19 protein-coding genes and 1 tRNA gene are annotated in these 22,788 nt (G+C 69.5%); 5 read left to right on the top strand and 15 right to left on the bottom strand.

Going from position 1 to position 22,788, the window contains the following annotated elements:
* Positions 1 to 268: 268 nt before the first annotated feature.
* On the top strand, positions 269 to 1,324 hold the full coding sequence (locus tag ACN20J_RS18990) for a LacI family DNA-binding transcriptional regulator (protein ID WP_266739571.1): 1,056 nt from the start codon (positions 269 to 271) through the stop codon (positions 1,322 to 1,324).
* A 163-nt stretch (positions 1,325 to 1,487) separates the two neighbouring features.
* Here ACN20J_RS18990 and ACN20J_RS18985 read toward each other — a convergent pair whose 3' ends face one another.
* From ACN20J_RS18985 to ACN20J_RS18965, 5 genes are all read right to left on the bottom strand, one after another.
* Entirely contained in the window at positions 1,488 to 2,258 is a 771-nt protein-coding gene (locus tag ACN20J_RS18985; RefSeq protein WP_361920758.1) for a hypothetical protein, read from the bottom strand.
* A gap of 141 nt (positions 2,259 to 2,399) precedes the next feature.
* A tRNA-His gene (locus ACN20J_RS18980) sits at positions 2,400 to 2,472 on the bottom strand.
* A 95-nt stretch (positions 2,473 to 2,567) separates the two neighbouring features.
* On the bottom strand, positions 2,568 to 3,170 hold the full coding sequence (gene orn, locus ACN20J_RS18975; protein ID WP_055618480.1) for an oligoribonuclease: 603 nt from the start codon (positions 3,168 to 3,170) through the stop codon (positions 2,568 to 2,570).
* 150 nt (positions 3,171 to 3,320) lie between these two features.
* On the bottom strand, positions 3,321 to 4,550 hold the full coding sequence (locus ACN20J_RS18970) for a helix-turn-helix domain-containing protein (protein ID WP_189843355.1): 1,230 nt from the start codon (positions 4,548 to 4,550) through the stop codon (positions 3,321 to 3,323).
* A gap of 377 nt (positions 4,551 to 4,927) precedes the next feature.
* On the bottom strand, positions 4,928 to 5,311 hold the full coding sequence (locus ACN20J_RS18965; RefSeq protein ID WP_373310814.1) for a hypothetical protein: 384 nt from the start codon (positions 5,309 to 5,311) through the stop codon (positions 4,928 to 4,930).
* Between the two features lie 464 nt (positions 5,312 to 5,775).
* Between ACN20J_RS18965 and ACN20J_RS18960 the strand changes: the two genes are divergently transcribed.
* Together ACN20J_RS18960 and ACN20J_RS18955 are read left to right on the top strand one after the other, a co-directional pair.
* The gene (locus ACN20J_RS18960; protein ID WP_055616056.1) at positions 5,776 to 6,300 is read left to right on the top strand and encodes a universal stress protein; all 525 of its coding nucleotides are present in this window, start codon (positions 5,776 to 5,778) and stop codon (positions 6,298 to 6,300) included.
* Positions 6,301 to 6,535: 235 nt separating this feature from the next.
* Complete coding sequence (locus tag ACN20J_RS18955; protein WP_189843354.1) at positions 6,536 to 7,105, top strand: acetate uptake transporter; 570 nt, start codon at positions 6,536 to 6,538, stop codon at positions 7,103 to 7,105.
* Positions 7,106 to 7,218: 113 nt separating this feature from the next.
* Here the strand turns inward: ACN20J_RS18955 and glmS are convergent, their stop codons facing one another.
* On the bottom strand, positions 7,219 to 9,036 hold the full coding sequence (gene glmS / locus ACN20J_RS18950) for a glutamine--fructose-6-phosphate transaminase (isomerizing) (protein WP_055616058.1): 1,818 nt from the start codon (positions 9,034 to 9,036) through the stop codon (positions 7,219 to 7,221).
* Between the two features lie 100 nt (positions 9,037 to 9,136).
* The gene (locus ACN20J_RS18945; RefSeq protein ID WP_055616059.1) at positions 9,137 to 9,394 is read right to left on the bottom strand and encodes a hypothetical protein; all 258 of its coding nucleotides are present in this window, start codon (positions 9,392 to 9,394) and stop codon (positions 9,137 to 9,139) included.
* 163 nt (positions 9,395 to 9,557) lie between these two features.
* On the opposite strand from ACN20J_RS18945, the gene ACN20J_RS18940 reads away from it, so the two are divergent.
* Complete coding sequence (locus ACN20J_RS18940) at positions 9,558 to 11,132, top strand: purple acid phosphatase family protein (RefSeq protein WP_419668910.1); 1,575 nt, start codon at positions 9,558 to 9,560, stop codon at positions 11,130 to 11,132.
* 234 nt (positions 11,133 to 11,366) lie between these two features.
* Here the strand turns inward: ACN20J_RS18940 and ACN20J_RS18935 are convergent, their stop codons facing one another.
* On the bottom strand, positions 11,367 to 12,245 hold the full coding sequence (locus ACN20J_RS18935; RefSeq protein ID WP_189843352.1) for a DUF4429 domain-containing protein: 879 nt from the start codon (positions 12,243 to 12,245) through the stop codon (positions 11,367 to 11,369).
* Positions 12,246 to 12,307: 62 nt separating this feature from the next.
* Between ACN20J_RS18935 and ACN20J_RS18930 the strand changes: the two genes are divergently transcribed.
* The gene (locus tag ACN20J_RS18930) at positions 12,308 to 13,900 is read left to right on the top strand and encodes a beta-N-acetylhexosaminidase (RefSeq protein WP_419666387.1); all 1,593 of its coding nucleotides are present in this window, start codon (positions 12,308 to 12,310) and stop codon (positions 13,898 to 13,900) included.
* A 114-nt stretch (positions 13,901 to 14,014) separates the two neighbouring features.
* Here ACN20J_RS18930 and ACN20J_RS18925 read toward each other — a convergent pair whose 3' ends face one another.
* The 7 genes from ACN20J_RS18925 to ACN20J_RS18895 all read right to left on the bottom strand — a co-directional run bounded on the left by ACN20J_RS18925 (position 14,015) and on the right by ACN20J_RS18895 (position 22,788).
* Positions 14,015 to 15,811, bottom strand: a complete 1,797-nt coding sequence (locus tag ACN20J_RS18925; RefSeq protein ID WP_190227782.1) for an IucA/IucC family protein — start codon at positions 15,809 to 15,811, stop codon at positions 14,015 to 14,017.
* A complete protein-coding gene (locus tag ACN20J_RS18920; protein WP_190227783.1) occupies positions 15,808 to 16,368 on the bottom strand; it encodes a GNAT family N-acetyltransferase in 561 nt (186 codons plus the stop codon). Before ACN20J_RS18920 ends, ACN20J_RS18925 begins: the two co-directional genes overlap by 4 nt.
* Entirely contained in the window at positions 16,365 to 17,651 is a 1,287-nt protein-coding gene (locus ACN20J_RS18915) for a lysine N(6)-hydroxylase/L-ornithine N(5)-oxygenase family protein (RefSeq protein ID WP_419666386.1), read from the bottom strand. The genes ACN20J_RS18920 and ACN20J_RS18915 overlap by 4 nt, the downstream gene beginning before the upstream one ends.
* Positions 17,635 to 19,077, bottom strand: coding sequence for a lysine decarboxylase DesA (desA, locus tag ACN20J_RS18910; protein ID WP_419666385.1), 1,443 nt, complete (start codon positions 19,075 to 19,077; stop codon positions 17,635 to 17,637). Before desA ends, ACN20J_RS18915 begins: the two co-directional genes overlap by 17 nt.
* Positions 19,078 to 19,261: 184 nt before the next feature.
* Complete coding sequence (locus ACN20J_RS18905; protein ID WP_419666384.1) at positions 19,262 to 20,179, bottom strand: siderophore-interacting protein; 918 nt, start codon at positions 20,177 to 20,179, stop codon at positions 19,262 to 19,264.
* A 176-nt stretch (positions 20,180 to 20,355) separates the two neighbouring features.
* Positions 20,356 to 21,405, bottom strand: a complete 1,050-nt coding sequence (locus tag ACN20J_RS18900; RefSeq protein WP_190227787.1) for an ABC transporter substrate-binding protein — start codon at positions 21,403 to 21,405, stop codon at positions 20,356 to 20,358.
* Between the two features lie 216 nt (positions 21,406 to 21,621).
* Positions 21,622 to 22,788, bottom strand: a complete 1,167-nt coding sequence (locus tag ACN20J_RS18895; protein ID WP_190227788.1) for an acyl-CoA dehydrogenase family protein — start codon at positions 22,786 to 22,788, stop codon at positions 21,622 to 21,624.

Below are 22,788 nucleotides of genomic sequence, written 5' to 3'. Positions count from 1 at the left end.
CGTCGGAGTTGCGTCGCGTGGCGTCGAGCGGCGTCGGACTGGCCGCTTCGTCACGGACGGGTGTCCAGGAGGTGCGGCCGGATGCTGAGCGAGTACGGGCGGGGTGCCGGCCGGGATACGGGTCGGGGTGCCGGCCGGGGTGCGGGCCGGGACGGTGTGGGAGTACGGGTGGAGTGCGGAGGCCTGGACTCCGGGCGCCCGGTCCCGATCACGACTGTTACATTCCAGGCCAAGCACGGCGAGAGCCGTGCCGGACGGGAGGCGGACCATGGCAGTCCACGGAGCGCGTAGCCGGAGCGGCGGACGGCCGACCCTCGAAGAGGTCGCCGCGCGCGCCGGTGTGGGCCGCGGCACGGTCTCCCGCGTGATCAACGGCTCCCCGCGGGTCAGCGACGCCACCCGCGCGGCCGTCGAGGCGGCGGTCGCGGAGCTGGGATACGTGCCCAACACGGCGGCCCGTGCCCTCGCCGCCAACCGTACGGACGCGATCGCCCTGGTCGTCCCCGAGCCCGAGACCCGCTTCTTCGCCGAGCCGTACTTCTCCGACATGCTGCGCGGAGTGGGCGCGGCACTCTCCGACACCGAGCTGCAGCTCCTGCTGATCTTCGCGGGCAGCGACCGGGAGCGGCGCCGGCTGGCCCAGTACCTGGCCGCGCACCGGGTGGACGGGGTCCTGCTGGTCTCGGTCCACGCGGACGACCCGCTGCCCGACCTGCTGGCCCAGCTGGAGATCCCGGCGGTGATCAGCGGCCGGCGCTCGGCCGACGAGACGCTGCCGTCGGTGGACTCGGACAACTTCGGCGGCGGCCGGTTCGCCGTGGAACACCTGATCGCCCAGGGCCGGCAGACCATAGCCCACCTGGCGGGACGCCTCGACGTCTTCGGTGCCCAGCGCCGTGTCGACGGCTACCGCGAGGCGCTGCGCGAGGCGGGCCGCGAGGTCGACGACCGCCTCATCGTCCCCGGTGACTTCACGGAGGAGGGCGGTCGCCGGGCGATGAAGGAGCTGCTCGCCGTCTGCCCGACCCTGGACGCGGTCTTCGCCGGCTCCGACGTGATGGCGGCCGGCGCCCGCCAGGTCCTGCGCGAGGCGGGCCGCCGCATACCCGACGACGTGGCCCTCGTCGGCTACGACGACTCGGCCATCGCCCGCCACATGGACCCGCCCCTGACAAGCGTGCGCCAGCCGATCGAGGACATGGGCCGCGCGATGCTCGCCCTCCTGATCGACGAGATCGCGGACCGCCGCCCGGCGGTGTCCCGGGGGCTGGAGAGACGACAGCTGGTCCTGCCTACGGAACTGGTGGCGCGGGCGTCTTCTTAGGGGGAGGGGCGCGGTCCTGGGGCGGGGGCGGCCTCCGGGTGGGGGCGGGCCCTCGGGTGGTGCCGGCGCCCGGGTGATGCAGACCGTCGGGCGGTGCCGCCCCTCGGCGGTTCCGGCGCCCGGGTGGCGCAGGTCCTCGGGTCGTTCTGCCCCCGAGCGGCGCCTACCGAGTGAGGGACCACACCGCCCAGGCGACCAGGCCCGCGCCGACCAGCACCATCGCGGCGGACACCGACCGGGGCAGCGGCTTCCGTGACCGCGGCCGTGACTGCGGCTGGTGCCACGGCTGTGGCTGTGGTTGTGCCGGGCCCGTGCCCGGAGGTCCGGCAGGGGTCGGCCGCCCGTACGCCCCCGGTTGCGCCCCTGTCTGCGTCGCGGGTGGTTGAAACGGAGCCACCCGCGGAGACCGGGGGTCCCAACTCCCGCTCTCGTACCGCTGTTCCAGCATTCCGGTGGCCGACCGCCGCCACCGGACTCCCGCCGCGTCCGTGAACTGCACGACACCGAGGGCGGGTTGGGAGGGACGGGCGGGACCGAGGCTCGTGTCGCTGGTGGGCAGCAGGGCGCTGACGCTCTCCCCGGCGTGCAGCAGCCCGCCGGTGAGGGTCGTGGGGAGCGGCAGACCGTCGTAGTGCAGAGCGACGTCCCTGACGGGCTGGTCGCTCCCGTTCGTCGCCTGAAGACTCCAGCCGACCCACTGCTCGGCCAGCGGCGACGGCCGGCTCCTCATCATCACCTGCACCAGGGAGGCCTGCACCACCTCCGCCCGCCGCTCGGCCTCCAGCGCGAGCTCCCGCTCCCGCTCCTCGACCTCCCGGGCCATGGCCGCCACCCGCGCCGACTCCCGCACGGAGTGCCGATGCCCGGCATAGCTCGTGACCAGCCCCGCCACCCCGACAACGACCCCGACCACCCCGACGACTGCCTCCAGCATGCTCGTAACTGTGACGGGGTGCGGGAGGGGCAGTCCAGTACCACCGGGGAATCCGATCGGTCCGGTGGCCGGGTGGTGCCGGGTGATGGGGAAACGCCTGAGGGCCGGTCCGCTTTCGCGGACCGGCCCTCAGGACTTCAGGGTGAGTGACGGGACTTGAACCCGCGGCATCCTGGACCACAACCAGGTGCTCTACCAGCTGAGCTACACCCACCATGACCGGGGTTGGTTCTCCGAGTGGTTCACCGACCGGCCGAGAAAAAGTGTACAGGGTCCGAAGGGGTGCTCGCGCCCGTGTTTCGGTGGGGGTTATCCCGCAGGTAGGACGTGCTTCGAGGCGATGCCGCGGGCCGTCTCCGAGTCGGGGCCGGGCTGCGGGACGAAGATCGCCTCGCGGTAGTAGCGGAGCTCCGCGATCGATTCGCGGATGTCGGCGAGCGCGCGGTGGTTGCCGTTCTTCTCCGGGCTGTTGAAGTACGCCCGGGGGTACCAGCGGCGCGCCAGCTCCTTGACGGAGGAGACGTCCACGATGCGGTAGTGGAGGTACTCCTCCAGGGTCGCCATGTCGCGCAGCAGGAAGCCGCGGTCCGTGCCGACCGAGTTCCCGCACAGCGGGGCCTTGCCCGGTTCCTTGACGTGCTCACGGATATAGGTGAGGACCTGCTCCTCCGCGTCCGCCAGGGTCGTGCCGCCGGCCAGCTCGGAGAGGAGGCCGGAGGACGTGTGCATCTGGCGCACCACGTCCGGCATCGTCTCCAATGAGGCGTCCGGCGGGCGGATCACGATGTCCACCCCCTCGCCGAGTACGTTCAGCTCAGAGTCGGTCACCAGCGCGGCCACCTCGATGAGCGCGTCGTCCGACAGCGAGAGACCGGTCATCTCGCAGTCGATCCACACCATGCGATCGTTCATGGGCTCACCCTACGGCCCGCCCCCGCGCCCGGGCAGGCCCGGGACCTCGGCAGTCGGCACCGATGTCGGTACCGATGACGGACAAAAACCGCGCCGGCCCCGGACCACAACGGTCCGGGGCCGGCGCGCAACGCTCCGAAACGGCCGCGGCTAGGGCGCGCTCCGCTGTCCGGGCAGGCTCGCCCGTCCACCCGCGTACATCTCCGCGCCGGCCCGTCCCTCGGTGGAGAGGGACGAGGTCGCCGGGCCGACCGCGTGCGCGGCGGCCGTACGCCGGGTCTGCAGGGGCACGGGTGCCTCCTGCTGCACCGGCGGCGGCGGTGGCGCGCCGGAACCGTCCGAGTCCGACTGCTTCTCGCCCTGCGGACGGCGGGCCCGGTAGGCGGCCCGGTACGCGGCGGGCGACGAGCCGAGCTGCCGGCGGAAATGGCCGCGCAGGGCCACCGGGGAGCGGAAGCCGCAACGGCCCGCCACCTCGTCCACCGAGTAGTCGGACGTCTCCAGGAGCCGCTGCGCCTGGAGCACCCGCTGCGTGATCAGCCACTGCAGGGGAGCGCTCCCGGTGAGCGAGCGGAACCGGCGGTCGAACGTACGCCTGCTCATGTACGCGCGTGCCGCCAGCGTCTCCACGTCGAACTGTTCGTGGAGGTGCTCCAGCGCCCAGGCGACGACCTCCGCGAGGGGGTCGGCGCCGATCTCCTCTGGTAAAGATCGATCGAGATAGCGCTCCTGACCGCCACTGCGGCGGGGCGGGACCACCAGACGGCGGGCCAGCGCTCCGGCTGCCTCGTTTCCGTGGTCCGTCCGCACTATGTGCAGACAGAGGTCGATCCCGGCCGCCGTGCCCGCCGACGTCAGTACGTCGCCGTCGTCCACGAACAGCTCGCGGGGATCGACGTGCACCGACGGATAGCGCTTGGCCAGCGTCGGCGCGTACATCCAGTGTGTCGTCGCGGGACGGCCGTCCAGCAGACCGGCCGCCGCGAGTACGAAGGCGCCGGTGCACAGCCCGACTATGCGGGCACCCTCCTCATGGGCCCGGCGCAGTGCGTCGAGCGCCTCCTCCGGTGGTGGTGAGGTGATCGACCGCCAGGCCGGCACGACGACCGTGCCTGCCCGGGAGATCGCCTCCAGCCCATTGGGCGCGGTGAGTTCCAGGCCTCCTGTGGTCCGCAGTGGGCCTTCCTCGCCGGCGCACACCAGTAGTCGGTAGCGCGGCACGCCGGCGTCCTGGCGGTCAATCCCGAACACCGAAAGCGGTATGGAACTCTCGAAGATGGGGCCGCCGCTGAACAGCAGCACCGCGACGATCTCCTTGCGGCGTCGCCCGGAAAGTTTCCGGGCCGCGGCTTCCGGCGCGGCAGTGGAGTCGTGGCTCATACTGCTAAGCCCCCCTCGGTGGTCGCGGCTCCTCGGTTGTGTCGCTCCTGCACGTTTCCCCTCGGTCCTGCACGAGTCCCCCGCCGTAAGACGTCAAGATCGAATCTACTGTGTCCCGTGGTGCCGAGGTGGCCAGTTCAGCACTCGGCAGATTGTCGACATGGCAACTTGGCGTGAAGCATTCGATCACGAAGCGTTGCACTCGTGGGCCGTACAGGGAAGTGCGCCTGCCCCGCGTGGCCGGTCCCAGTAGGGTGCGGGCACCCTACTGGACCCTTTCAGTGCAGGTCGAACGGGGGTTGGGGGCCTGGTCGGCCAAGGGGTGCGCGGTGTCCAGAAGTTGGCTGAAAAGCAACGGGCTCGTGCGCGGAAACCGGTCAGTCAACCGGCGTATTTCCACCGGCATGCCGACCGCCCCGGTGCGCTCCCGCGCCTACCCTGCCGCGGGGCACATGATGCGGCGCCGGGTCCTCGCCGCGGGGTACCCGGTGCGGCGCCGGCTCTCCCGTGCACAGCCGTGCCGCGCCCCGCTCGGACCGGCGCAGCAGCACCCGGCACGCCCCCGTCACCGCGGCCAGACCGAGAGCCGTGCCGGCGGCGCCCGCCAGGGAGGCCCCGTACCCGACGAGGACGACCGGAACCAGGACACAGCTGAAGGCCGCCCAGCGGACCACGTCGCTCACCGTGTCCTGGGTGGCGGCGGAGCGGGCGGCGGGTGTCCTGGAGGGGGGCTGGGGCGCGGTCGAGGGTCGTCCGGACACGGTGGGGCTCCCTGGGGCGGTGGCTTACGAGGGTTCAACGCGTGTTCGAGCCACCGGTCACGGGGGGCTTCCCAGGGGTGCCCTCGGAAGCCATGGGGGTGTCGGGGGGCGTGGGACGGCCGCGGGTGCGTTGCGGCTGATCGCGCCCACGCGGCGGAGCCGCAATGTCACAGCCCCGCGCCCCTGAAATGCCGCCCCTGGCCGCCCTGGCGCCCCGAATACCCGTCCCGGGGCTTTCTTGCTGAGTGAACGCTGTGCAAACCGCCTGTACGGGGCAGCAACCATTGCGTTACGGGCGTTCCCTCGTGCATGCTCCCTGGAACCCTCCCGCGGCGAGAGCGGGATCTGGGCAGAGGAGGCGTGCCGCCGTACCCTTGGGGGTATGGGGTTGGGAAGATGATTCCCGGACACAGCTCCGTAGCACCTGTCGTCCCACCCACGAGGATCCGAACGCCGAGACACTCATGGCCGGTCACGAATTCGAACCCGCGGACCGCAAGCGCCCCGTCGCCGATCCCACGGCGGCCGAGCCCTTGGCGGCGGAAGAACCACGTCAGTCCTGCGATCCCGCTTTCAAGCACGGCGTCGTCGTCGGCTTCGACGGATCGACATCGAGCGAGCGCGCCCTCGCGTACGCGATCGGCATGGCCTGCCGCTCAGGCTCCGGCCTGATCATCGTCCACGTCGCCAACCGGCTGCCCACCACGGTGTGGGCGGGCTGCGAGCCCCCGGTCTTCGTCGACGTCCCCGACCACCGCACCGAGGTGCTCGGCCTCGAACTCGCCTGCGCGGAGTATCTGGCCGAGGTCCCCTGGATCCTCGTAGAGCGCGGCGGGGACATCTGCCACGAACTCGAAGAGGTGGGGCGGGAGTACGAGGCGGACGCGATCGTCGTCGGATCGACCCACGGCATCGTGGGGCGCATCTTCGGCTCGGTCGCCGGCCGGCTCGCGAAGCGCGCGCAGCGCCCGGTGGTCGTCATTCCCTGATCGGCCCCCGGCCGCTCCCAGTTGACCGCCCAACGCCCTCTGTTTCGACCTCTGTTCGAACGCCTTCGGTGTTGTCGTTTCGCAACTCGGTGTTGTCCCAGGTGAGATGAGCCGTGGGCGAGGTCAACTTCCTTTACGTGTCGGGTAAATCTACTCGCGCGTAGATGTGTTTGTGCGCTTGTGAAGGGCATATACCGGTCACCGCACAACAGCACATGCACGAAGGGAGCCCGCCGTGGACAATGACGTCTCCGCGGGAAGCACCACCTGGACCCTCGGCCACCTCGCACTCGGACTCACCCTGCTGGCCTTCGGCCTCGGTCACACCGAAGTGATCGACGGCGTCACGGCAGCCGACTCCGTCTCTCTCGCCACCTATGTCGGTGGCATCGCCCTCTTCGTCGCCGGCCTCATGGCCTTCCGCGACCGCGACACGTTCACGGGCACGGCGTTCGCCGGTCTCGGGGCGTTCTGGTTCACCTGGGGTGTCGGCGTCGACACGCAGGTCTCCGACAACGCGGCGGGGCTGTTCCTGCTGCTCTTCGCCCTCGTCGCGCTGAGTCTGACGCTGGGAGCGTCCGCCGCGGCGCCGCTCACCAGGGGCGCGTACGGGCTGTTGTTCGTGGCGATGGTGTTGCTCGCCGTGGCGCAGTTCGGTGACTCCGCGGCGCTTGCCAAGGTGGGCGGGTGGTTCGCGGTCGTCGGCGGGCTGGCCGCTTGGTACGCGGCGACTGCGGCGCTGGCTCACTGGCCTACGGCCATGCCGCGTCGTGCTGCCGGCCGGGGCGTGACGGCAACCGGCTAGTCGGCAGCCTGCCGGGGTTTTGGGCGGCCCCGGCGCATGGACGGACCCCCCGTGTACTGGTGGCGACACGTGGGGGTCCGTCCTCATGTTCGGCCTCTGCGGGGGCTGTTGGGCTACTCCACCGTGACCGACTTGGCGAGGTTCCTCGGCTTGTCGATGTCCCTGCCCAGGGCCAATGCCGTGTGGTAGGCGAGGAGTTGGAGGGGGATGCCCATCAGGATGGGGTCCAGTTCGTCCTCGTTCTTCGGGACGACGATGGTCTGGTCGGCCTTCTCCTGGCACTCGTGGGCCACGGCGAGGATCTTGCCGCTGCGGGCCTTGATCTCCTCCAGGGCCGCGCGGTTCTTCTCCAGCAGGTCGTCGTTCGGGACGATCGCGACCGTCGGCAGCGCGGGCTCGATCAGTGCGAGCGGGCCGTGCTTCAACTCCGAGGCGGGGTAGGCCTCGGCGTGGATGTACGAGACCTCCTTCAGCTTCAGCGAGGCCTCGCGGGCCACCGGATAGCCGCGGACCCGGCCGATGAAGAGCATCGAGCGCGCCTCGGCGTACTGCTCGGCGAGCTTCTTGATCTCGTCCTCCTGGTCGAGGATCTCCGTGATCTGGCCGGGCAGCTTGCGCAGGCCCTCGATGATCCGCTTGCCGTCGGAGACCGAGAGGTCACGGGTGCGGCCCAGGTGCAGCGCCAGCAGCGCGAAGGCGACCGTGGTGTTCGTGAAGCACTTGGTGGAGACCACGCACACCTCGGGGCCCGCGTGCACGTACATGCCGCCGTCGGCCTCGCGGGCGATGGCCGAACCGACCACGTTCACGATGCCCAGGACCCGCGCGCCCTTGCGCTTCAGCTCCTGCACGGCCGCCAGCACGTCGTACGTCTCACCGGACTGGGACACCGCCACGTACAGGGTGTCGGGGTCGACGACCGCGTTGCGGTAGCGGAACTCCGAGGCGGGCTCGGCGTCCGCGGGGATACGGGCCAGCTCCTCTATCATCTGCGCGCCGATCATGCCCGCGTGGTACGAGGTGCCGCAGCCGAGGATCTTCACGCGGCGGATCTGGCGCGCCTCGCGGGCGTCCAGGTTCAGGCCGCCCAGGTGCACGGTCGAGAACCGGTCGTCGATCCGGCCGCGCAGCACACGGTCCACGGCGTCGGCCTGCTCGTGGATCTCCTTGTGCATGTACGTGTCGTGGCCGCCCATGTCGTACGAGGCGGCCTCCCACTCCACGGTGGTCGGCTCGGCCGTGGTGCGCGTGCCCTCGGTCGTGTACGTACGGAAGTCGTCGGCCTTCAGCGTGGCCATCTCGCCGTCGTCAAGGGTGACGATCTGGCGGGTGTGGGTCACGAGCGCGGCGATGTCCGAGGCGACGAACATCTCCTTCTCGCCGATGCCGAGGACGACCGGGGAGCCGTTGCGGGCCACCACGATGCGGTCCGGGAAGTCGGCGTGCATGACGGCGATGCCGTACGTGCCCTCGACGAGCCGGAGGGTCTCGCGGACCTTGTCCTCCAGCTTCTCGGCCTGGGAGCGGGCGATCAGGTGGGTGAGGACCTCGGTGTCGGTCTCGGAGAGGAACTCGACGCCGTCGGCCTCCAGCTTCTTCCGCAGGTCGGAGGCGTTGTCGATGATGCCGTTGTGGACGACGGCGACCTTGTTGTCGGCCGACATGTGCGGGTGCGCGTTCACGTCGGAAGGGGCGCCGTGGGTGGCCCAGCGGGTGTGGGCGATGCCGGTGGTGCCGGCGAAGCGCTTGGGGACGCGGGCCTCCAGGTCACGGACGCGGCCCTTGGCCTTGACCATCTTCAGCCCGGCCGTCTTCGGAGACGTCACGACGATGCCCGCCGAGTCGTAGCCGCGGTACTCGAGGCGCTGCAGGCCCTCGAGGAGGAGCGGTGCCACATCACGCCTGCCGATGTATCCCACGATTCCGCACATACGGTTTCTCTGTCCCCTCAGTCGTTCAGTTCGGCTCTGTGGTGCTGCTTCGCCCGGCCGGCGCTCACGCTGTTCCGGCAGGCTGTCGTTCGTCCGGCGGTCAGCCGTAGACGATGCGGCGCAGCTGTCTGAGCGTGAGCTCGGGCGGTGCGACCGCGCGGTACTTCAGGTCCGCCGCGATCCGTTCGAAGATCGTCGAGTTCACCAGTCCCTGAGCCTGGAGCTCGCGATGGCGGCGACGGACGTAGTCGTCGGTCGCCTCGTCGAAGTAGGCGAGGACGTCCTGGATCACCCGCAGCGCCTCGCCCCGGCTGAGGGGCGAGGAGCGCGTCAGATGATCAACAAGTTCGTCGTGCACCCGTCGATCCTGAGGTAAAGCGCTGGCAATCGCAAGAATCCTGCCCGATTTCGGGCACGAGGCTGTTGAAACTCTTATGGGAGGCTGTTCGGGGCCTGTTCATCCTGTGGCCCGCGGTGCGATGGTTGCCAGGAGCACCTTTTCGGCCATGGACACTCCACGCATGGGCGTACCGGAGCAGCTCGCCGCGCGCATGAGCATGGCCGAGCAGCACGAATACCTTCGCGCCAGATTCTCGCGGCGCACGATGATCAGGGGCGGGGCCGTCACGCTGGGCGCCGTCGCGGGCGGGGTCTTCGTGCCCGGCGCCGTCGCACAGGCAGCGACGAAGACTTCCGTACCGACGCAGACCGCCGCGCGCACCGAGAGCGTCGACGGCGCGCTCGCCGCCCCCTTCGGCCGCCACCTCGCCTGGGGCAGCGACCCCCGTACGGAGATCACCGTCTCCTGGCAGGTCCCCGTCGCGGTGAAGAAACCTTTCGTCCGGATCGGCGCCCACCCCTGGGACCTCTCCCACAAGATCGACGCCGAGGTCCGCACGCTCTTCACCCCGGCCGGTGTCGGCGCGAGCGGCAACCACACCCAGTACTACGTGCACGCCAAGCTCACCCACCTGCGGCCCGGCCGGACGTACTACTACGGCGTCGGCCACGCGGGCTTCGACCCGGCCGAGGCGCATCTGCTGGGCACGCTCGGCACCTTCACCACCGCCCCCGCGCACAAGGAGCCGTTCACCTTCACGGCCTTCGGCGACGAGGGCGTCGGCTACCACGGCCTCGCCAACAACAGCCTGCTGCTCGGCCAGAACCCGGCCTTCCACCTGCACGCGGGCGACATCGCGTACGCCGACCCCGCCGGTGCGGGCCAGACCACCGACGCCGGGTTCGACTCGCGCGTGTGGGACCAGTTCCTCGCGCAGACCGAGTCCGTCGCCAAGTCCGTCCCGTGGATGCCGGCCTACGGCAACCACGACATGGAGGCCTGGTACTCGCCCAACGGCTACGGCGGCGAGGACGCCCGCTGGAACCTCCCCGACAATGGCCCCGACAAGAAGAACCTGCCGGGCGTCTACTCCTTCGTCTACGGCAACACGGCGGTCATCTCCCTCGACGCCAACGACATCTCCTTCGAGATCCCGGCCAACCTGGGGATCTCCGGCGGTACGCAGACCAAGTGGCTCGAGGCGCAGCTGAAGAAGTACCGCGCCTCCAAGGACGTCGACTTCGTCGTCGTCTTCTTCCACCACTGCGCCTACTGCACCTCCACCGCGCACGCCTCGGAGGGGGGTGTGCGCCAGGAGTGGGTGCCGCTGTTCGAGAAGTACACGGTGGATCTCGTCATCAACGGCCACAACCACCAGTACGAGCGCACGGACGTCATCAAGGCGGGCAAGGTCACCAAGAAGCTGCCGATCGGTGGTACGGCGTATCCCGAGACGGACGGTGTGGTGTACGTGACGGCGGGGGCGGCGGGGCGCAGTCTGTACGCGTTCACCGCGCCGGTGTCGTACGAGGGGCATGAGAACGAGGTGGAGTCCGTTGCCTCCTTCGTCAATACGAAGGAGGGCAAGGTCAATGAGACGGTTGTGTGGTCTCGGGTGCGGTATCTCGACTACTCGTTCCTGCGGGTGGATGTGGCGCCGGCGTCTCGGGGGCGGCTTGCGACCTTGAAGGTGCGGGGGATTGCCGAGACCGGTGAGGAGGTTGATCACTTCACTGTGGCTCGGCGGGTTCGGTGAGCGGAGGGTGGGGCGGGGGGTGCGGGTGAGTCGGGGCTGGGTGCGCAGTTCCTCGCGCCCCTAAAAGATTGCGCCGTTCCCCGCGCCCCTTAATCGTCCCCCGCGACCCTGAAAGGTTGCGCCGTTCCCCGCGCCCCCAAAAAGACTGCGCAGTTCCCCGCGCCCCTTATTGCCGCGCCCCTCAAGGAAGGCGCCCGTGTTCCCTCGGAGACGCGGGCGTCTTCCTTTCTGCGGCTACATGCCCCTCAGTACCGCCTGCTTGGCCAACGTGAACTCCTCGTCCGTCAGGACGCCGGACTTGTGTAGGTCGCCCAGTTCGCGGAGGCGGCGGAGGAGGGCGTCGTGGTCGGCTTCCGGGGGTGGGTCCGGGGTGGGGGTGAGTTGCTTGGGTGGGGTGTCCGTGGGGGACGGGGCCGACGGGTGGGGGAGGCGGGCCTGGACCGCCGCCGCTACCAGGGCCATCAGGGGGTCCTTCTTGAAGCCCCACAGGTCGACCGAGTTGGGGTCGTACTTCGGTGGGGCCTTTGTGGGGGCGCCCCGGACGGTGAAGCGGAGGAAGCCGTTCTCCAGGCCTACCGCGGGATGCCACTCCACGGACTGGATGTCGGCCAGGGCGAGCGTGCGGGCGCCGGCCGCAGACTTGGCCTCCTCCGTCTTCCAGTTCCACTCCAGGCGGATGGTCTCCCCGTCGAAGCTCGCGGTGCCGTCGCCCGCGGAGACCGACAGGGGCACCGCGGGCCCCGGCAGCAGATAGCGGTCGACAGCGGTGGCGGGCACCTCGTCCAGGAGCAGCGCGTTGCGGATCTCGTCCACGAAGTACTCGGCGACGCCGTACCGGTCCGAGTCGACGGTCATCTGGTAGGGGTCGTGGGAGTCCGTGAGCCTGCCGCCGGTCGCGTGCAGCAGCGGGTCGGCGCCGTCGCGCAGCCGGAGCCTGAGCCGTCCGGACTTCTTGCCCTGCTCGAACGAGATCCCCGCCAACGCGCCCAGCGGTACGGCGAGTTCGCCCAACGTCTTGCGCAGCAGGCCCACGTTCTTGTCACGGCCGGGCACGAGCCGCAGGGCGTCGCCGTCGAAGGTCCACGTGCCGTCCCGTTGGATGATTTCCGCCATGGGGGTGATTGTTTCACCGCCTGTGCGGGAGAGTGGTCTATACCCATTCGAAGGGAGCGCATGTGAGACAGCACAGAACGCCCCGACTCCTCGGTACGCTGCTGCTCGTGGTGGCCGCAGGTATCTCCGTCGTCGGCGCGGCACCGTCCGCCGCCGGCCGAACCGCCACTCCGCTCGGCCAGGTGATTCCGGCCCCCGCCTCTGTCGACGCGGGCGGATCCCCGTACCGGATCACCAGCAGTACGCGCATTCGCGTGGACGACTCGCGGGAGGCCCGGCGCATCGGCTCGTATCTGGCCGATGTGCTGCGTCCCTCGACCGGCTATCGGCTGCCGGTCACGGACGACGGCGGAGACGGCATTCGGCTCCAGCTCAGCCGCAAGGACTCCGCGCTCGGCGCGGAGGGCTACCGGCTGAAGAGCGCCAAGGGCGCCGTCACCATCACGGCCCGGGAGCCCGCCGGGCTCTTCCACGGTGTGCAGACCCTGCGCCAGCTCCTCCCCGCCGCGGTCGAGAAGGACTCCGTGCAGCCCGGACCCTGGGCGGTCGCCGGCGGCACCATCACCGACACGCCCCGCTACGGCTACCGCGGCGCGATGCTGGACGTCTCCCGGCACTTCTTCGGCGTCGATCAAGTCAAGCGCTACATCGACCAGTTGGCGCTCTACAAGGTCAACACGCTGCACCTCCACCTCAGCGACGACCAGGGCTGGCGGATCGCGATCGACTCCTGGCCGCGGCTCGCCACGTACGGCGGGTCCACGCAGGTCGGCGGCGGAACCGGCGGCTTCTACACGAAGGCCCAGTACAAGGAGATCGTCCGGTACGCCTCCTCGCGCTTCCTCGAAGTCGTGCCCGAGATCGACATGCCCGGCCACACCAACGCGGCGCTCGCCTCGTACGCCGAGCTGAACTGCGACGGGGTCGCGCCGCCGCTCTACACCGGTACCGAGGTCGGCTTCAGCTCGCTGTGCGTCGGCAAGCCGGTGACGTACGACTTCGTGGACGACGTCATCCGTGAGCTGGCCGCGATCACGCCCGGCAGGTACATCCACATCGGGGGCGACGAGGCGCACTCAACGCCCCACGAGGACTTCGTGGAGTTCATGACCAAGGTCCAGCCGGTCGTCGCCAAGTACGGGAAGAAGGTCATGGGCTGGCACCAGCTGACCGGGGCGACCCCCGCGAAGGGCGCGCTGGCCCAGTACTGGGGCCTGGACGACACGAACGCCGCCGAGAAGGAGCAGGTCGCGGCGGCGGCGCGGAACGGGACCGGGATCGTCCTGTCGCCCGCCGACCGGGTGTACCTCGACATGAAGTACAACGCGGACACGCCGCTCGGCCTCGACTGGGCCGGCCTGGTGGAGGTCAAGCGGTCCTACGACTGGGATCCCGGCAACTACCTTGCGGGCGTGCCCGGTTCGGCGGTCCGGGGCGTCGAGGCGCCGCTGTGGACGGAGACCCTCGCCACCTCGGCGAACCTCGACTACATGGCGTTCCCGCGGCTGCCCGGGGTGGCCGAGCTCGGCTGGTCGCCCGCGGCCACGCACGACTGGGACACGTACAAGGTGCGGCTCGCGGCACAGGCGCCGCGGTGGGACGCGATGGGGACCGGCTACTACCGGTCTTCGCAAGTCCCTTGGCCCGCCCAGTAGTTAGGGAGCAGTTGACGCTCGGCAGGTGAACACGGCGGCGGGCGCCCCCTGGGACCGTACATGGGGGACGCCCGCCTGCTTGTGGGAGCTGTAAGTCGGTGACTGGGTCGGTGCTTACAGCCCGGCGATGGGGTTCTTCAGGTTCCCGACGAGCTGGAGGGCTCCGGCGGGATCGGCGAGATCCACCATCTCCTTGTTGTTGCGCAGCTGGAGACGGTTGAGGCAGGACAGCGAGAACTCGGGCGCGAACATGTCGTACTGCTTGAACTTGTCCGCGAGTTCGGGTGTGGCCTCCTGGTACTCGCGTACGCAGTCGGCGACCGTCCGCCAGAAGTCGTCCTCCTCCAGGACGCCCTCGCCCGCCAGGTTCGCGGCGAGGAAGCGGAAGAAGCAGTCGAAGACGTCGGTGAAGATCGACAGGAGCTTTTTGTCCTCGGGCACGTCGACGCGCAGCCGCTCGACCGTCGGCGGGAGCACCGCGTCCGGGTCCATGACGGCGATCTCCTCGGCGATGTCCTTGTAGATCGCCCGCTCGACGACACCGTCCTTGAGCACGAGGATGACGTTCTCGCCGTGCGGCATGAACACCAGGTCGTACGCGTAGAAGCTGTGCAGCAGCGGGGTGAAGTAGGCCCGCAGATAGCGGCGAAGCCACTCCACCGGAGTCAGCCCCGAGCGCTCGATCAGCGTGGCCGCGATCGACGCGCCCTCGTGGTCGACGTGCACGAGCGAGGCCATGGTGGCCAGCGACTCGCCGTCCCGGAGCGAGGACACCGGGCTCTCGCGCCACAGCGCGGCGAGCATTTTCCGGTACGGGGAGTAGCGGTCGGTGGCCGCCTCGTACTCCAGGTGCCGGTAGCCGACGGCCGCCCGCTCCCGGATGATCGACAGGCCCGTCGACCTCAACACCGGGTCGTTGTCGATGAGTTGGGCCAGCCAGTCGTTGATGGCCGGGGTCGCCTCCATGTAGGCGGCGGACAGGCCGCGCATGAAGCCCATGTTGATGACCGACAGGGCGGTCTTCACATAGTGCTTCTCGGGGGTGGTCTTGTTGAAGAACGTCCGGATCGACTGCTGGGCCAGGTACTCGTCGTCGCCCTCACCCAGGCACACCAGGTGCTTCCGGGCGATCTCGGCGGCGAAGGTGACGGTGAGCTTGTTCCACCACTGCCAGGGGTGGACCGGGATGAAGAGGTAGTCGGCCGGGTCCAACTCCTGTGCACGCAGGCTGTCGTTGAACCGCGTGACCGTCTCCTCGCCCAGCTCGTCGCGCAGGAACGACTCGTACTCGATGCCCACGCCCGCCGTGAAGGCGGCCCGCGAGCGGTGCGCGGCCAGCCAGACCAGCCGTACGGGGCTGGCCGTCTCCGGCGCGTACGAGAGGTACTCGTGGACCCCGAAGCCGAGCCGCCCGTTGTTGGCGACGAAGCAGGGGTGGCCCTCGGTCATGCCCGTCTCGATCTCCTGGAAGCCGCTTCTCGCGAGCTCGGCGGAGGTGAGTTGAGGCTTGGTGAGCTTGTAGCAGGTGCCGGCGAGGGTGGAGGAGATCTCCTCCAGGTACACCGGGAGCACCTCGTCGCTCAGGCCGAGCGCACCCTTCAGCTCGATGAAGAAGTCCAGGGCGTGCAGGGGGAGTTCGCTGCCGTCGCGGTGCCTGGTGATCGACTCGGCGTCGACCTGCCAGTGGTCGAGGGCACGGCGGGTGGCGGTGAACCGGTAGCGGGTCAGGCCGTCGTCACTGCGGATGGCGTACTCGGCGGGGCTGCCGTCCTTGCCATCGCTGCTGTCGGTCGGCTCCGGGGTGATCAGCCGTTCGTGGGCGAACTCGGCGAGGGCCTTGCGGATGAGGAGGCGGTTGGCCCGGGCCCAGCGGTGGGGGGACAGATGTGCCACGGCGTCGGACAGGGTCACAGGGAAACTCCTCGGGTGGCCAGGAACTGTTCGCGCGTGCAGAAGGACAGCAGCGCGCGCTTCTCCGGCTTGTCGATCTCGCGCGCCGGGACGAAGCCGACGGCCTCGTTCAGCGCGTGCACTGCCTTGTTGGTGACATCCGGCTCGACGACGACCCGCCGGGTGCGCGGGTCGGCGAACAGCTCGTCCATCACCGCGGTGATGACGGCCCTGGTGAAGCCGTGCACGGGCCGGTCGGTGGGGGCGACCAGGAAGTGCATACCGACGTCACCGGGCTCGGGCTCGTACAGCCCGACCAGCTCGATGTACCGGGGGTCGTACTTCTCCATCAGGAACGCGGGCCGTCCGTCGTGGAACCCGAGATACGCGTGATGGTGCTCATTGGCCGTGATGGCCATGTACTCCCGCTCCACGTCCTGGAGTTTCGCCTCCTGCATCATCCAGAAGGCGGCCTTGGGATGCGTCACCCAGGAGTGCAGGAGCTCGGCGTCCTTCAGGGGGTCGAGGGGGCGCAGGCTCAGGGAGCCCACGGTGTTGCCGGTTCCGGCGGCGCTCATACGGCGAACTCCTGGAACGCGATGGACTTCTCCACCGGGTAGTACTCGGTGCCGAGCAGTTCTCGGATGATGTAGGCGTTGCGGTAGGCGCCCATGCCCAGGTCGGGGGAGGTGATCGAGTGGGTGTGGACGCCGGCGTTCTGGAGGAAGATGCCTCGGCCGGTGGTGTCGATGGCGTAGTTGCGGGCCACGTCGTGGTTGCCCTGCTCGTCGTAGACGATGCGGTCGCGGACGGGCCTCAGGAACTCGGGCTCCACGTACTTGTAGCCGGTCGCCAGGACCAGGCCCTCGGAGTGCAGTTCGTAGTCCTTGCCCTGCTCCTCCTGGCGCAGGCCCAGGGTGTACGTGCCGTTCTCGTAACTCGCCGTGCTGAGGGAGGAGTTGGTGAGCAGGCGGGTGGGGACCGGGCCGCCGAGGTTCTTCTGGTAGAGCAGGTCGAAGATCGAGTCGATCAGCTCGCCGTCGATGCCCTTGAACAGGCCCTTCTGCTCCGTCTGGAGGCGGTAGCGGGTCCGCTCGGGCAGCGCGTGGAAGTAGTCGATGTACTCCGGGGAGGTCATCTCCAGCGTCAGCTTGGTGTACTCGAGAGGGAAGAAGCGCGGCGAGCGGGTGACCCAGTTCAGCCGGTAGCCGTAGACGTCGATCTCGCTCAGCAGGTCGTAGTAGATCTCGGCGGCGGACTGCCCGCTGCCGACCAGCGTGATCGACTTCTTGGCCTGCAGCTCCCGCTTGTGCTGCTGGTAGCGGGAGTTGTGGATGAAGTCCCCGCCGAGCTCCGCGCAGGCCTCCGGTACGTACGGGGGAGTGCCGGTGCCCAGGACGAGGTGGCGGGCGCGGAACACGTCACCTGCCGTGGTGCGGACGGCGTACACGTCGTCCGCGTACGTCACCTCCGCGACCGTCGTGCTGAAACGGACGCTGGTGAGTTTCGAGGCGGCCCAGCGGCAGTAGTCGTCGTACTCGACGCGCAGCGGGTAGAAGTTCTCGCGGATGTAGAACGAGTACAGACGGCCCGATTCCTTCAGGTAGTTGAGGAAGGAGTACGGGGACGTGGGGTCGGCCAGGGTGACCAGGTCCGACATGAACGGGGTCTGGAGGTGCGCGCCCTCCAGGAACATCCCGGAGTGCCACTCGAAGTCCGGCTTGGACTCCAGGAAGACACCGTCGAGTTCGTCGATCGGCTCGGTGAGGCAGGCGAGGCCGAGGTTGAAGGGGCCGAGCCCGATGCCGATGAAGTCGTGCGTCCGCACGGCGGATTCAGCGGGTTCAGGAAGCGCGGTCAAGGGACTCTCCCAGGTACTGCTCGGCATGGCCGGCGATCAGGTCGAGAACGGCGGAGATGTCGTCCGCCGTGGTCTCGGGGTTGAGCAGGGTGAACTTGAGGAAGTGGCGGCCACCGACCTTCGTACCCGCGACCACCGCGTCGCCGGAGGCGAACAGGGCCTTGCGGGCGTACAGGTTGGCGCGGTCGATCTCGGCCGGGTCGGTGACGGCCGCCGGGATGTAGCGGAAGACGAGGGTGGAGAGGGAAGGCGCGACGACGACGTCGTAGCGGGGGTCGGCGGCGAGCAACCGCCAGCCCTCCTCGGCCAGTTCGCAGACCTCGTCGAAGAGCTGGCCGATGCCGTCGGCGCCCATCACGCGCAGCGTCATCCACAGCTTGAGCGCGTCGAAGCGGCGGGTGGTCTGCAGGGACTTGTCGACCTGGTTGGGGATCCGCTCCTGCACCATGCGGCGCGGGTTCAGGTATTCCGCGTGGTAGGTCGCGTGGCGCAGGGTGGCCGCGTCGCGGACCAGCACGGCGGACGAACTCACGGGCTGGAAGAAGGACTTGTGGTAGTCCACGGTCACGGAGTCGGCGCGCTCGATGCCGTCGATGCGGTGCCGGTTCTTCAGGGACGCGAGCAGTCCGCAGCCGTAGGCGGCGTCGACGTGCATCCAGGCACCGAACTGCTCGCACAGCTCGGCGATCTCGGGCAGCGGGTCGATGGAGCCGAAGTCGGTGGTGCCGGCGGTCGCGACGACGGCCATCGGGACCAGGCCGTCGCGCTTGCAGCGCTCCAGCTCGCGGGCGAGCACGACCGTCTGTATGCGCTTGTCGTTGCCCACGGGGATCGAGATCACGGAGTCCTGGCTGAGGCCGAGGAGTTTCGCCGACTTCTTGACGCTGAAGTGGCTCACCTCGGAGGCGAAGATCCGCAGTTTGGCGTGCGAGTCGCTCTTGGCCTCCTCGCGGGCGAGCAGCAGTGCCTGGAGGTTGGACTGCGAGCCGCCGGAGGTGAACACGCCGTCGGCGGCGGGCCCGAACCCGATGCGTTCGTTGGTCCAGTCGACGAGCCTGCGCTCGATGAGGGTGCCGCCGGCCGACTGGTCCCAGGTGTCGAGGGAGGAGTTGACGGCGGAGAGGACCGCCTCGCCGAGCACGGCGGGTATGACCACCGGGCAGTTGAGGTGCGCGAGGTAGCGGGGGTGGTGGAAGTAGACGGCGTCCCGGAGGTAGACGTCCTCCAGCTCGTCGAGCACCGCGGTCGTGTCGTGCAGCGGCTTGTCGAGGTCGATCCGCTCGATCCGGGGCGCGAGGGCGTCGACCGTGACGCCTGTGAACGGACGGTCGGTGGTGGCGAGTTTGGCCGCCACCCGCTCTATTCCTTCGGTCACGGAACGGCGGTACCGCTCCGCGGTCGTGTCATTGAGCAGGTGCGAGCGCATGGGGGAGTCCTCCGGGGGACAGGAGAGAAACGGGCGCGGGAGTGAAGTGGGGGCGGCGTTCAACTTAGGTAAGCCTAACCTAACTTTCTGAGGGTGTCCGCCCCACCCGTCACGCTGTGACCTTTGCCTCCCTCGCGTTACGCCGCCCGTTGCTTCTCCCGTCACTCGCCGGTCACTTCTCCCCTCACTCGCCTCGTTCGCGCAGCTGCTCCTCGCTGAGTCCGCGCCGCCAGTAGCCGACGAAGGTGACCCGCCTGCGGTCGATCTCCCGCTCCCGCACGAGGTGGCGCCGCAGGGCCTTCACGCAGCCGGACTCGCCTGCGATCCAGGCGTACGGGGCCTGGGCGGAGGGGAGTTGGGCGGTGCGGATGGCTTCCAGGGCGAGGGGGGTTTCTTCGGCGGGGGCGGCTGCGGGGGTGCCGTCGGGGTCCTCGTCGGGGGCGTCGGCGCGTGCTTCGTCGCGTACGAGCCAGGTGATCTCCGCGTCCGCGGAGGTGGTGGGCTCGACGCGGTCGCCGGTGTGCGGGACCTCCAGCCAGACACGGGCCTTCGTCCCGGCGGGCAGGGTCTCCAGGATGGCCGAGGCGGCGGGCAGGGCCGTCTCGTCGGCCCAGATGAGGATCAGGTCGGCGTCGGCGGGCGGGCGGAACCGGATCGCCGTGTTGTCGGCGACGGACGGGCCGAGCAGGACCGCCCGGTCGCCGGCCTCGGCGTCCGCGGCCCAGCGGGAGGCCGGGCCCGCGGGAGTCGCGGCGCCGGGTTCCGTGCCGTGCAGCACGAAGTCGATGTCGATCTCGGTGGTGGCGCCGTTCGCGTCCTGGCGCAGGGCGCGCAGGGTGTACGAGCGCATGACCGCGCGGACGTCCTCGGGGGTGTCGATCCAGGCCTGGCGCCAGCCGTCGCCGTACTCCATCGGCATGACGGGGGTCTGCTGGCCCGGACGGGGGAGGAAGAGCGAGAGGCTCTGGTCCTGGCCGTTCGAGGCGAAGGCGTGGAGGTCCGGGCCGGTGAAGGTGACGCGGACGAGGGACGGGCTGAGCCGCCTCGTCCGTGTGACCTGAAGGGTGAAGAAACGGAACGGGGCGGCTACTGCCGTCGGCATGTCTTTTGCTCCTGAGTTGCGTCAGGGGGCGGGTCGCTCCGCTGGGTGAGGCGGTGCGTTGCGTGCGGGTCGGTCCGGGTTGCTCGCGCAGTTCCCCGCGCCCCTGAAAGATTGCGCAGTTCCCCGCGCCCCTGAAGGGGCGCCCAGGTGGCGGCGCGCCTTCAAGGGGTCGACGGTCAGGCGACCTTCTTGGCCTTCTCTATTGCTTCGGCGAGGGTGTTGAGCATGGGGGTGCACTTGTCGTAGGAGAGGATCGGCTCGGGGGTGCGGGGGATGACCTGGTCGGCCTTGACCGCGGGGAGCTTCTTCCAGGTGGCCTCGGTGATGTCGGCCGGCTGGATGGTCGCGGTGCGGTCGTCCATCATGATGATGTCCGCCGGGTACTTGTCGACGTTCTCCCAGCTCAGGTTCTCGTACCAACCGCCGCTGGCCTTCAGGGCCTTGGCGGAGGGCTCGACGAGGTTCACGCCGAGGGCCTTGAAGTACTCCAGGTCGATGGAGAGGTTCGAGCCGGAGACGTAGAAGATGTCCTGGCTCGCGGAGCCGACGAGGACCTTGATCTCCGGGCGGGCCTTGGCGGCCTTGCGCAGCCGCTCGGCGGCCGTCTCGAAGTTCTTCTTCGCCTCGACGGTCTTGGCGGCCTTCACATCGGCGCCCAGCGACTCGGCGAGCGCGAGCATGCGCTCCAGCGGCTTGGGCAGCTGGCGGTCGAAGACGGAGATGCCGACGCTCGGGGCGAGCTTGAGGATCTTGTCCTTGGACTCGGCCGGGACGTACCAGAGGGTGCCGGCGTCGTCGAACATCGTGGAGAGCAGCACGTCGGGGGCGAGCCCCGCGTACTTCTCGATGTTGAACTCGCCCCAGGTGTTGCCGATGACCGTCAGCTTGCTGACGTCCATGTCGCCGGCCTGGACATCGGCCTTGCCGTCCTTGGTCTTCGTCGGACCGAAGACGCCCTTGACCTCGATGCCGTAGTCGTAGAGGGCGGCGGCGACACCGGTGAAGGCGACGATGTTGGCCGGGATCTTGTCCAGCTTCACCGTCGTACCGCGGTCGTCCTCGAAGCTCCACGGGCCTGACGCGGCGGCGCTTTTCGTCGCGTCCGCCGAGCCACCGCTCTTCGAGTCTTCGTCACCGCAGGCGGCGAGCACGGCCCCGAGGCCGAGGGCGCCACCGGCGGCGAGGATGCCGCGGCGGGTGAGGTGGGTGGCACGGGCGTTGGACATGGCGTGGCTGCTTTCGAACAGGGCGGATGACCCACCGGACAGTGCGAAAGGTAGGTTAGCCTAACCTCATCACCTGTCCAGGGGGTGGGTCTCACCTGCGGGAATGCCGGAGGTGGCCCACATGAGCCCTTGTGAGCGGCCTGTGCGGCCCCTGAGCCCGGAGGTCCAGGGGCGCGCTTTTCGGCCACCGGCTCGGGTGCCGGCTCAGCCGCCGGTTCAGCCCACCAACCCCAACTCCCGCGCGATCAGCATCCGCTGGACCTCGCTCGTGCCCTCGCCGATTTCCAGGATCTTGGAGTCGCGCCACATGCGGGCGACCGGGTACTCGTTCATGAAGCCGTAGCCGCCGTGGATCTGGGTGGCGTCGCGGGCGTTGTCGACGGCGATGGTGGAGGAGTGGAGCTTGGCGAGGGCCGCCTCCTTCTTGAAGGGTTCGCCCGCGACCAGGCGGGAGGCCGCGTCGCGCCAGGCGAGGCGGGCCGTGTAGGCCTTCATCTCCATGTCCGCGATCTTGAACTGGATCGCCTGGTTGGCGCCGATCGGGCGGCCGAAGGCGTGGCGTTCCTTCGCGTACTTCAGTGATTCGTCCACGCAGCCCTGGGCGAGGCCCGTCGCGAGAGCCGCGATCGCGATGCGGCCCTCGTCGAGGATGCGGAGGAACTGCGCGTAGCCGCGGCCCTCGGAGCCGAGGAGGTTCGCGGCCGGGACGCGGACGTCGGCGAAGGACAACTCGCGGGTGTCGGAGGCGTTCCAGCCGACCTTCGAGTAGGGGGCCGCGACCGTGAAACCGGGGGTGCCGGACGGCACGATGATCGAGGAGATGAGCGGCTTGCCCGCCTCGGTGCGGCCGGTCACCGCCGTCACCGTGACCAGGCCCGTGATGTCCGTCCCCGAGTTGGTGATGAAGCACTTGGTGCCGTTGATCACCCACTCGTTCGTCGCCTCGTCCAGGCGGGCCGTCGTACGGGTCGCGCCCGCGTCCGAGCCGCCGTCCGGCTCGGTGAGACCGAACGCGCCGAGGATCTCGCCGGAGCAGAGGCGCGGAAGCCACTCCGCCTTCTGGGCGTCGGTGCCGAAGAGGTGGATCGGCATCGCGCCGAGGGAGACGCCCGCCTCCAGGGTGATGGCCACCGACGAGTCGACGCGGGCCAGTTCCTCCAGCACGATGCCGAGGGCCATGTAGTCGCCGCCCATGCCCCCGTACTCCTCCGGGAACGGCAGCCCGAACAGGCCCATGCGGCCCATCTCGCGGACGATCTCGTACGGGAACTCGTGGCGCTCGTAGAAGTCGCCGATCTTCGGTGCCACGACGTCGTGCGCGAAGTCGGCCACCGTACGGCGGAGTTCGTCGAGTTCGGGGGAGAGGCGGTGGTCGAGAGGCAT

The sequence above is a fragment of the Streptomyces sp. 2-1 genome (genome assembly GCF_048564895.1).
Classification (GTDB): Bacteria; Actinomycetota; Actinomycetes; order Streptomycetales; family Streptomycetaceae; genus Streptomyces; species Streptomyces phaeochromogenes.
The sequence above is the reverse complement of the archived record's forward strand: the minus strand, read 5'-3'. Positions and strand labels throughout refer to the sequence as shown.

Bases quoted from the DNA above. Each gene is read 5' to 3' on its own strand.
- ACN20J_RS18935 (WP_189843352.1), bottom strand. From the start codon at position 12,245: ATGGCGGAAATCATCCAACGGGACGGCACGTGGACCTTCGACGGCGAC.
- ACN20J_RS18970 (WP_189843355.1), bottom strand. From the start codon at position 4,550: ATGAGCCACGACTCCACTGCCGCGCCGGAAGCCGCGGCCCGGAAACTT.
- orn (WP_055618480.1), bottom strand. From the start codon at position 3,170: ATGAACGATCGCATGGTGTGGATCGACTGCGAGATGACCGGTCTCTCG.
- glmS (WP_055616058.1), bottom strand. From the start codon at position 9,036: ATGTGCGGAATCGTGGGATACATCGGCAGGCGTGATGTGGCACCGCTC.
- ACN20J_RS18895 (WP_190227788.1), bottom strand. From the start codon at position 22,788: ATGCCTCTCGACCACCGCCTCTCCCCCGAACTCGACGAACTCCGCCGT.
- ACN20J_RS18940 (WP_419668910.1), top strand. From the start codon at position 9,558: ATGGGCGTACCGGAGCAGCTCGCCGCGCGCATGAGCATGGCCGAGCAG.
- ACN20J_RS18920 (WP_190227783.1), bottom strand. From the start codon at position 16,368: ATGAGCGCCGCCGGAACCGGCAACACCGTGGGCTCCCTGAGCCTGCGC.
- desA (WP_419666385.1), bottom strand. From the start codon at position 19,077: ATGCGCTCGCACCTGCTCAATGACACGACCGCGGAGCGGTACCGCCGT.
- ACN20J_RS18905 (WP_419666384.1), bottom strand. From the start codon at position 20,179: ATGCCGACGGCAGTAGCCGCCCCGTTCCGTTTCTTCACCCTTCAGGTC.
- ACN20J_RS18990 (WP_266739571.1), top strand. From the start codon at position 269: ATGGCAGTCCACGGAGCGCGTAGCCGGAGCGGCGGACGGCCGACCCTC.
- ACN20J_RS18960 (WP_055616056.1), top strand. From the start codon at position 5,776: ATGGCCGGTCACGAATTCGAACCCGCGGACCGCAAGCGCCCCGTCGCC.
- ACN20J_RS18985 (WP_361920758.1), bottom strand. From the start codon at position 2,258: ATGCTGGAGGCAGTCGTCGGGGTGGTCGGGGTCGTTGTCGGGGTGGCG.
- ACN20J_RS18900 (WP_190227787.1), bottom strand. From the start codon at position 21,405: ATGTCCAACGCCCGTGCCACCCACCTCACCCGCCGCGGCATCCTCGCC.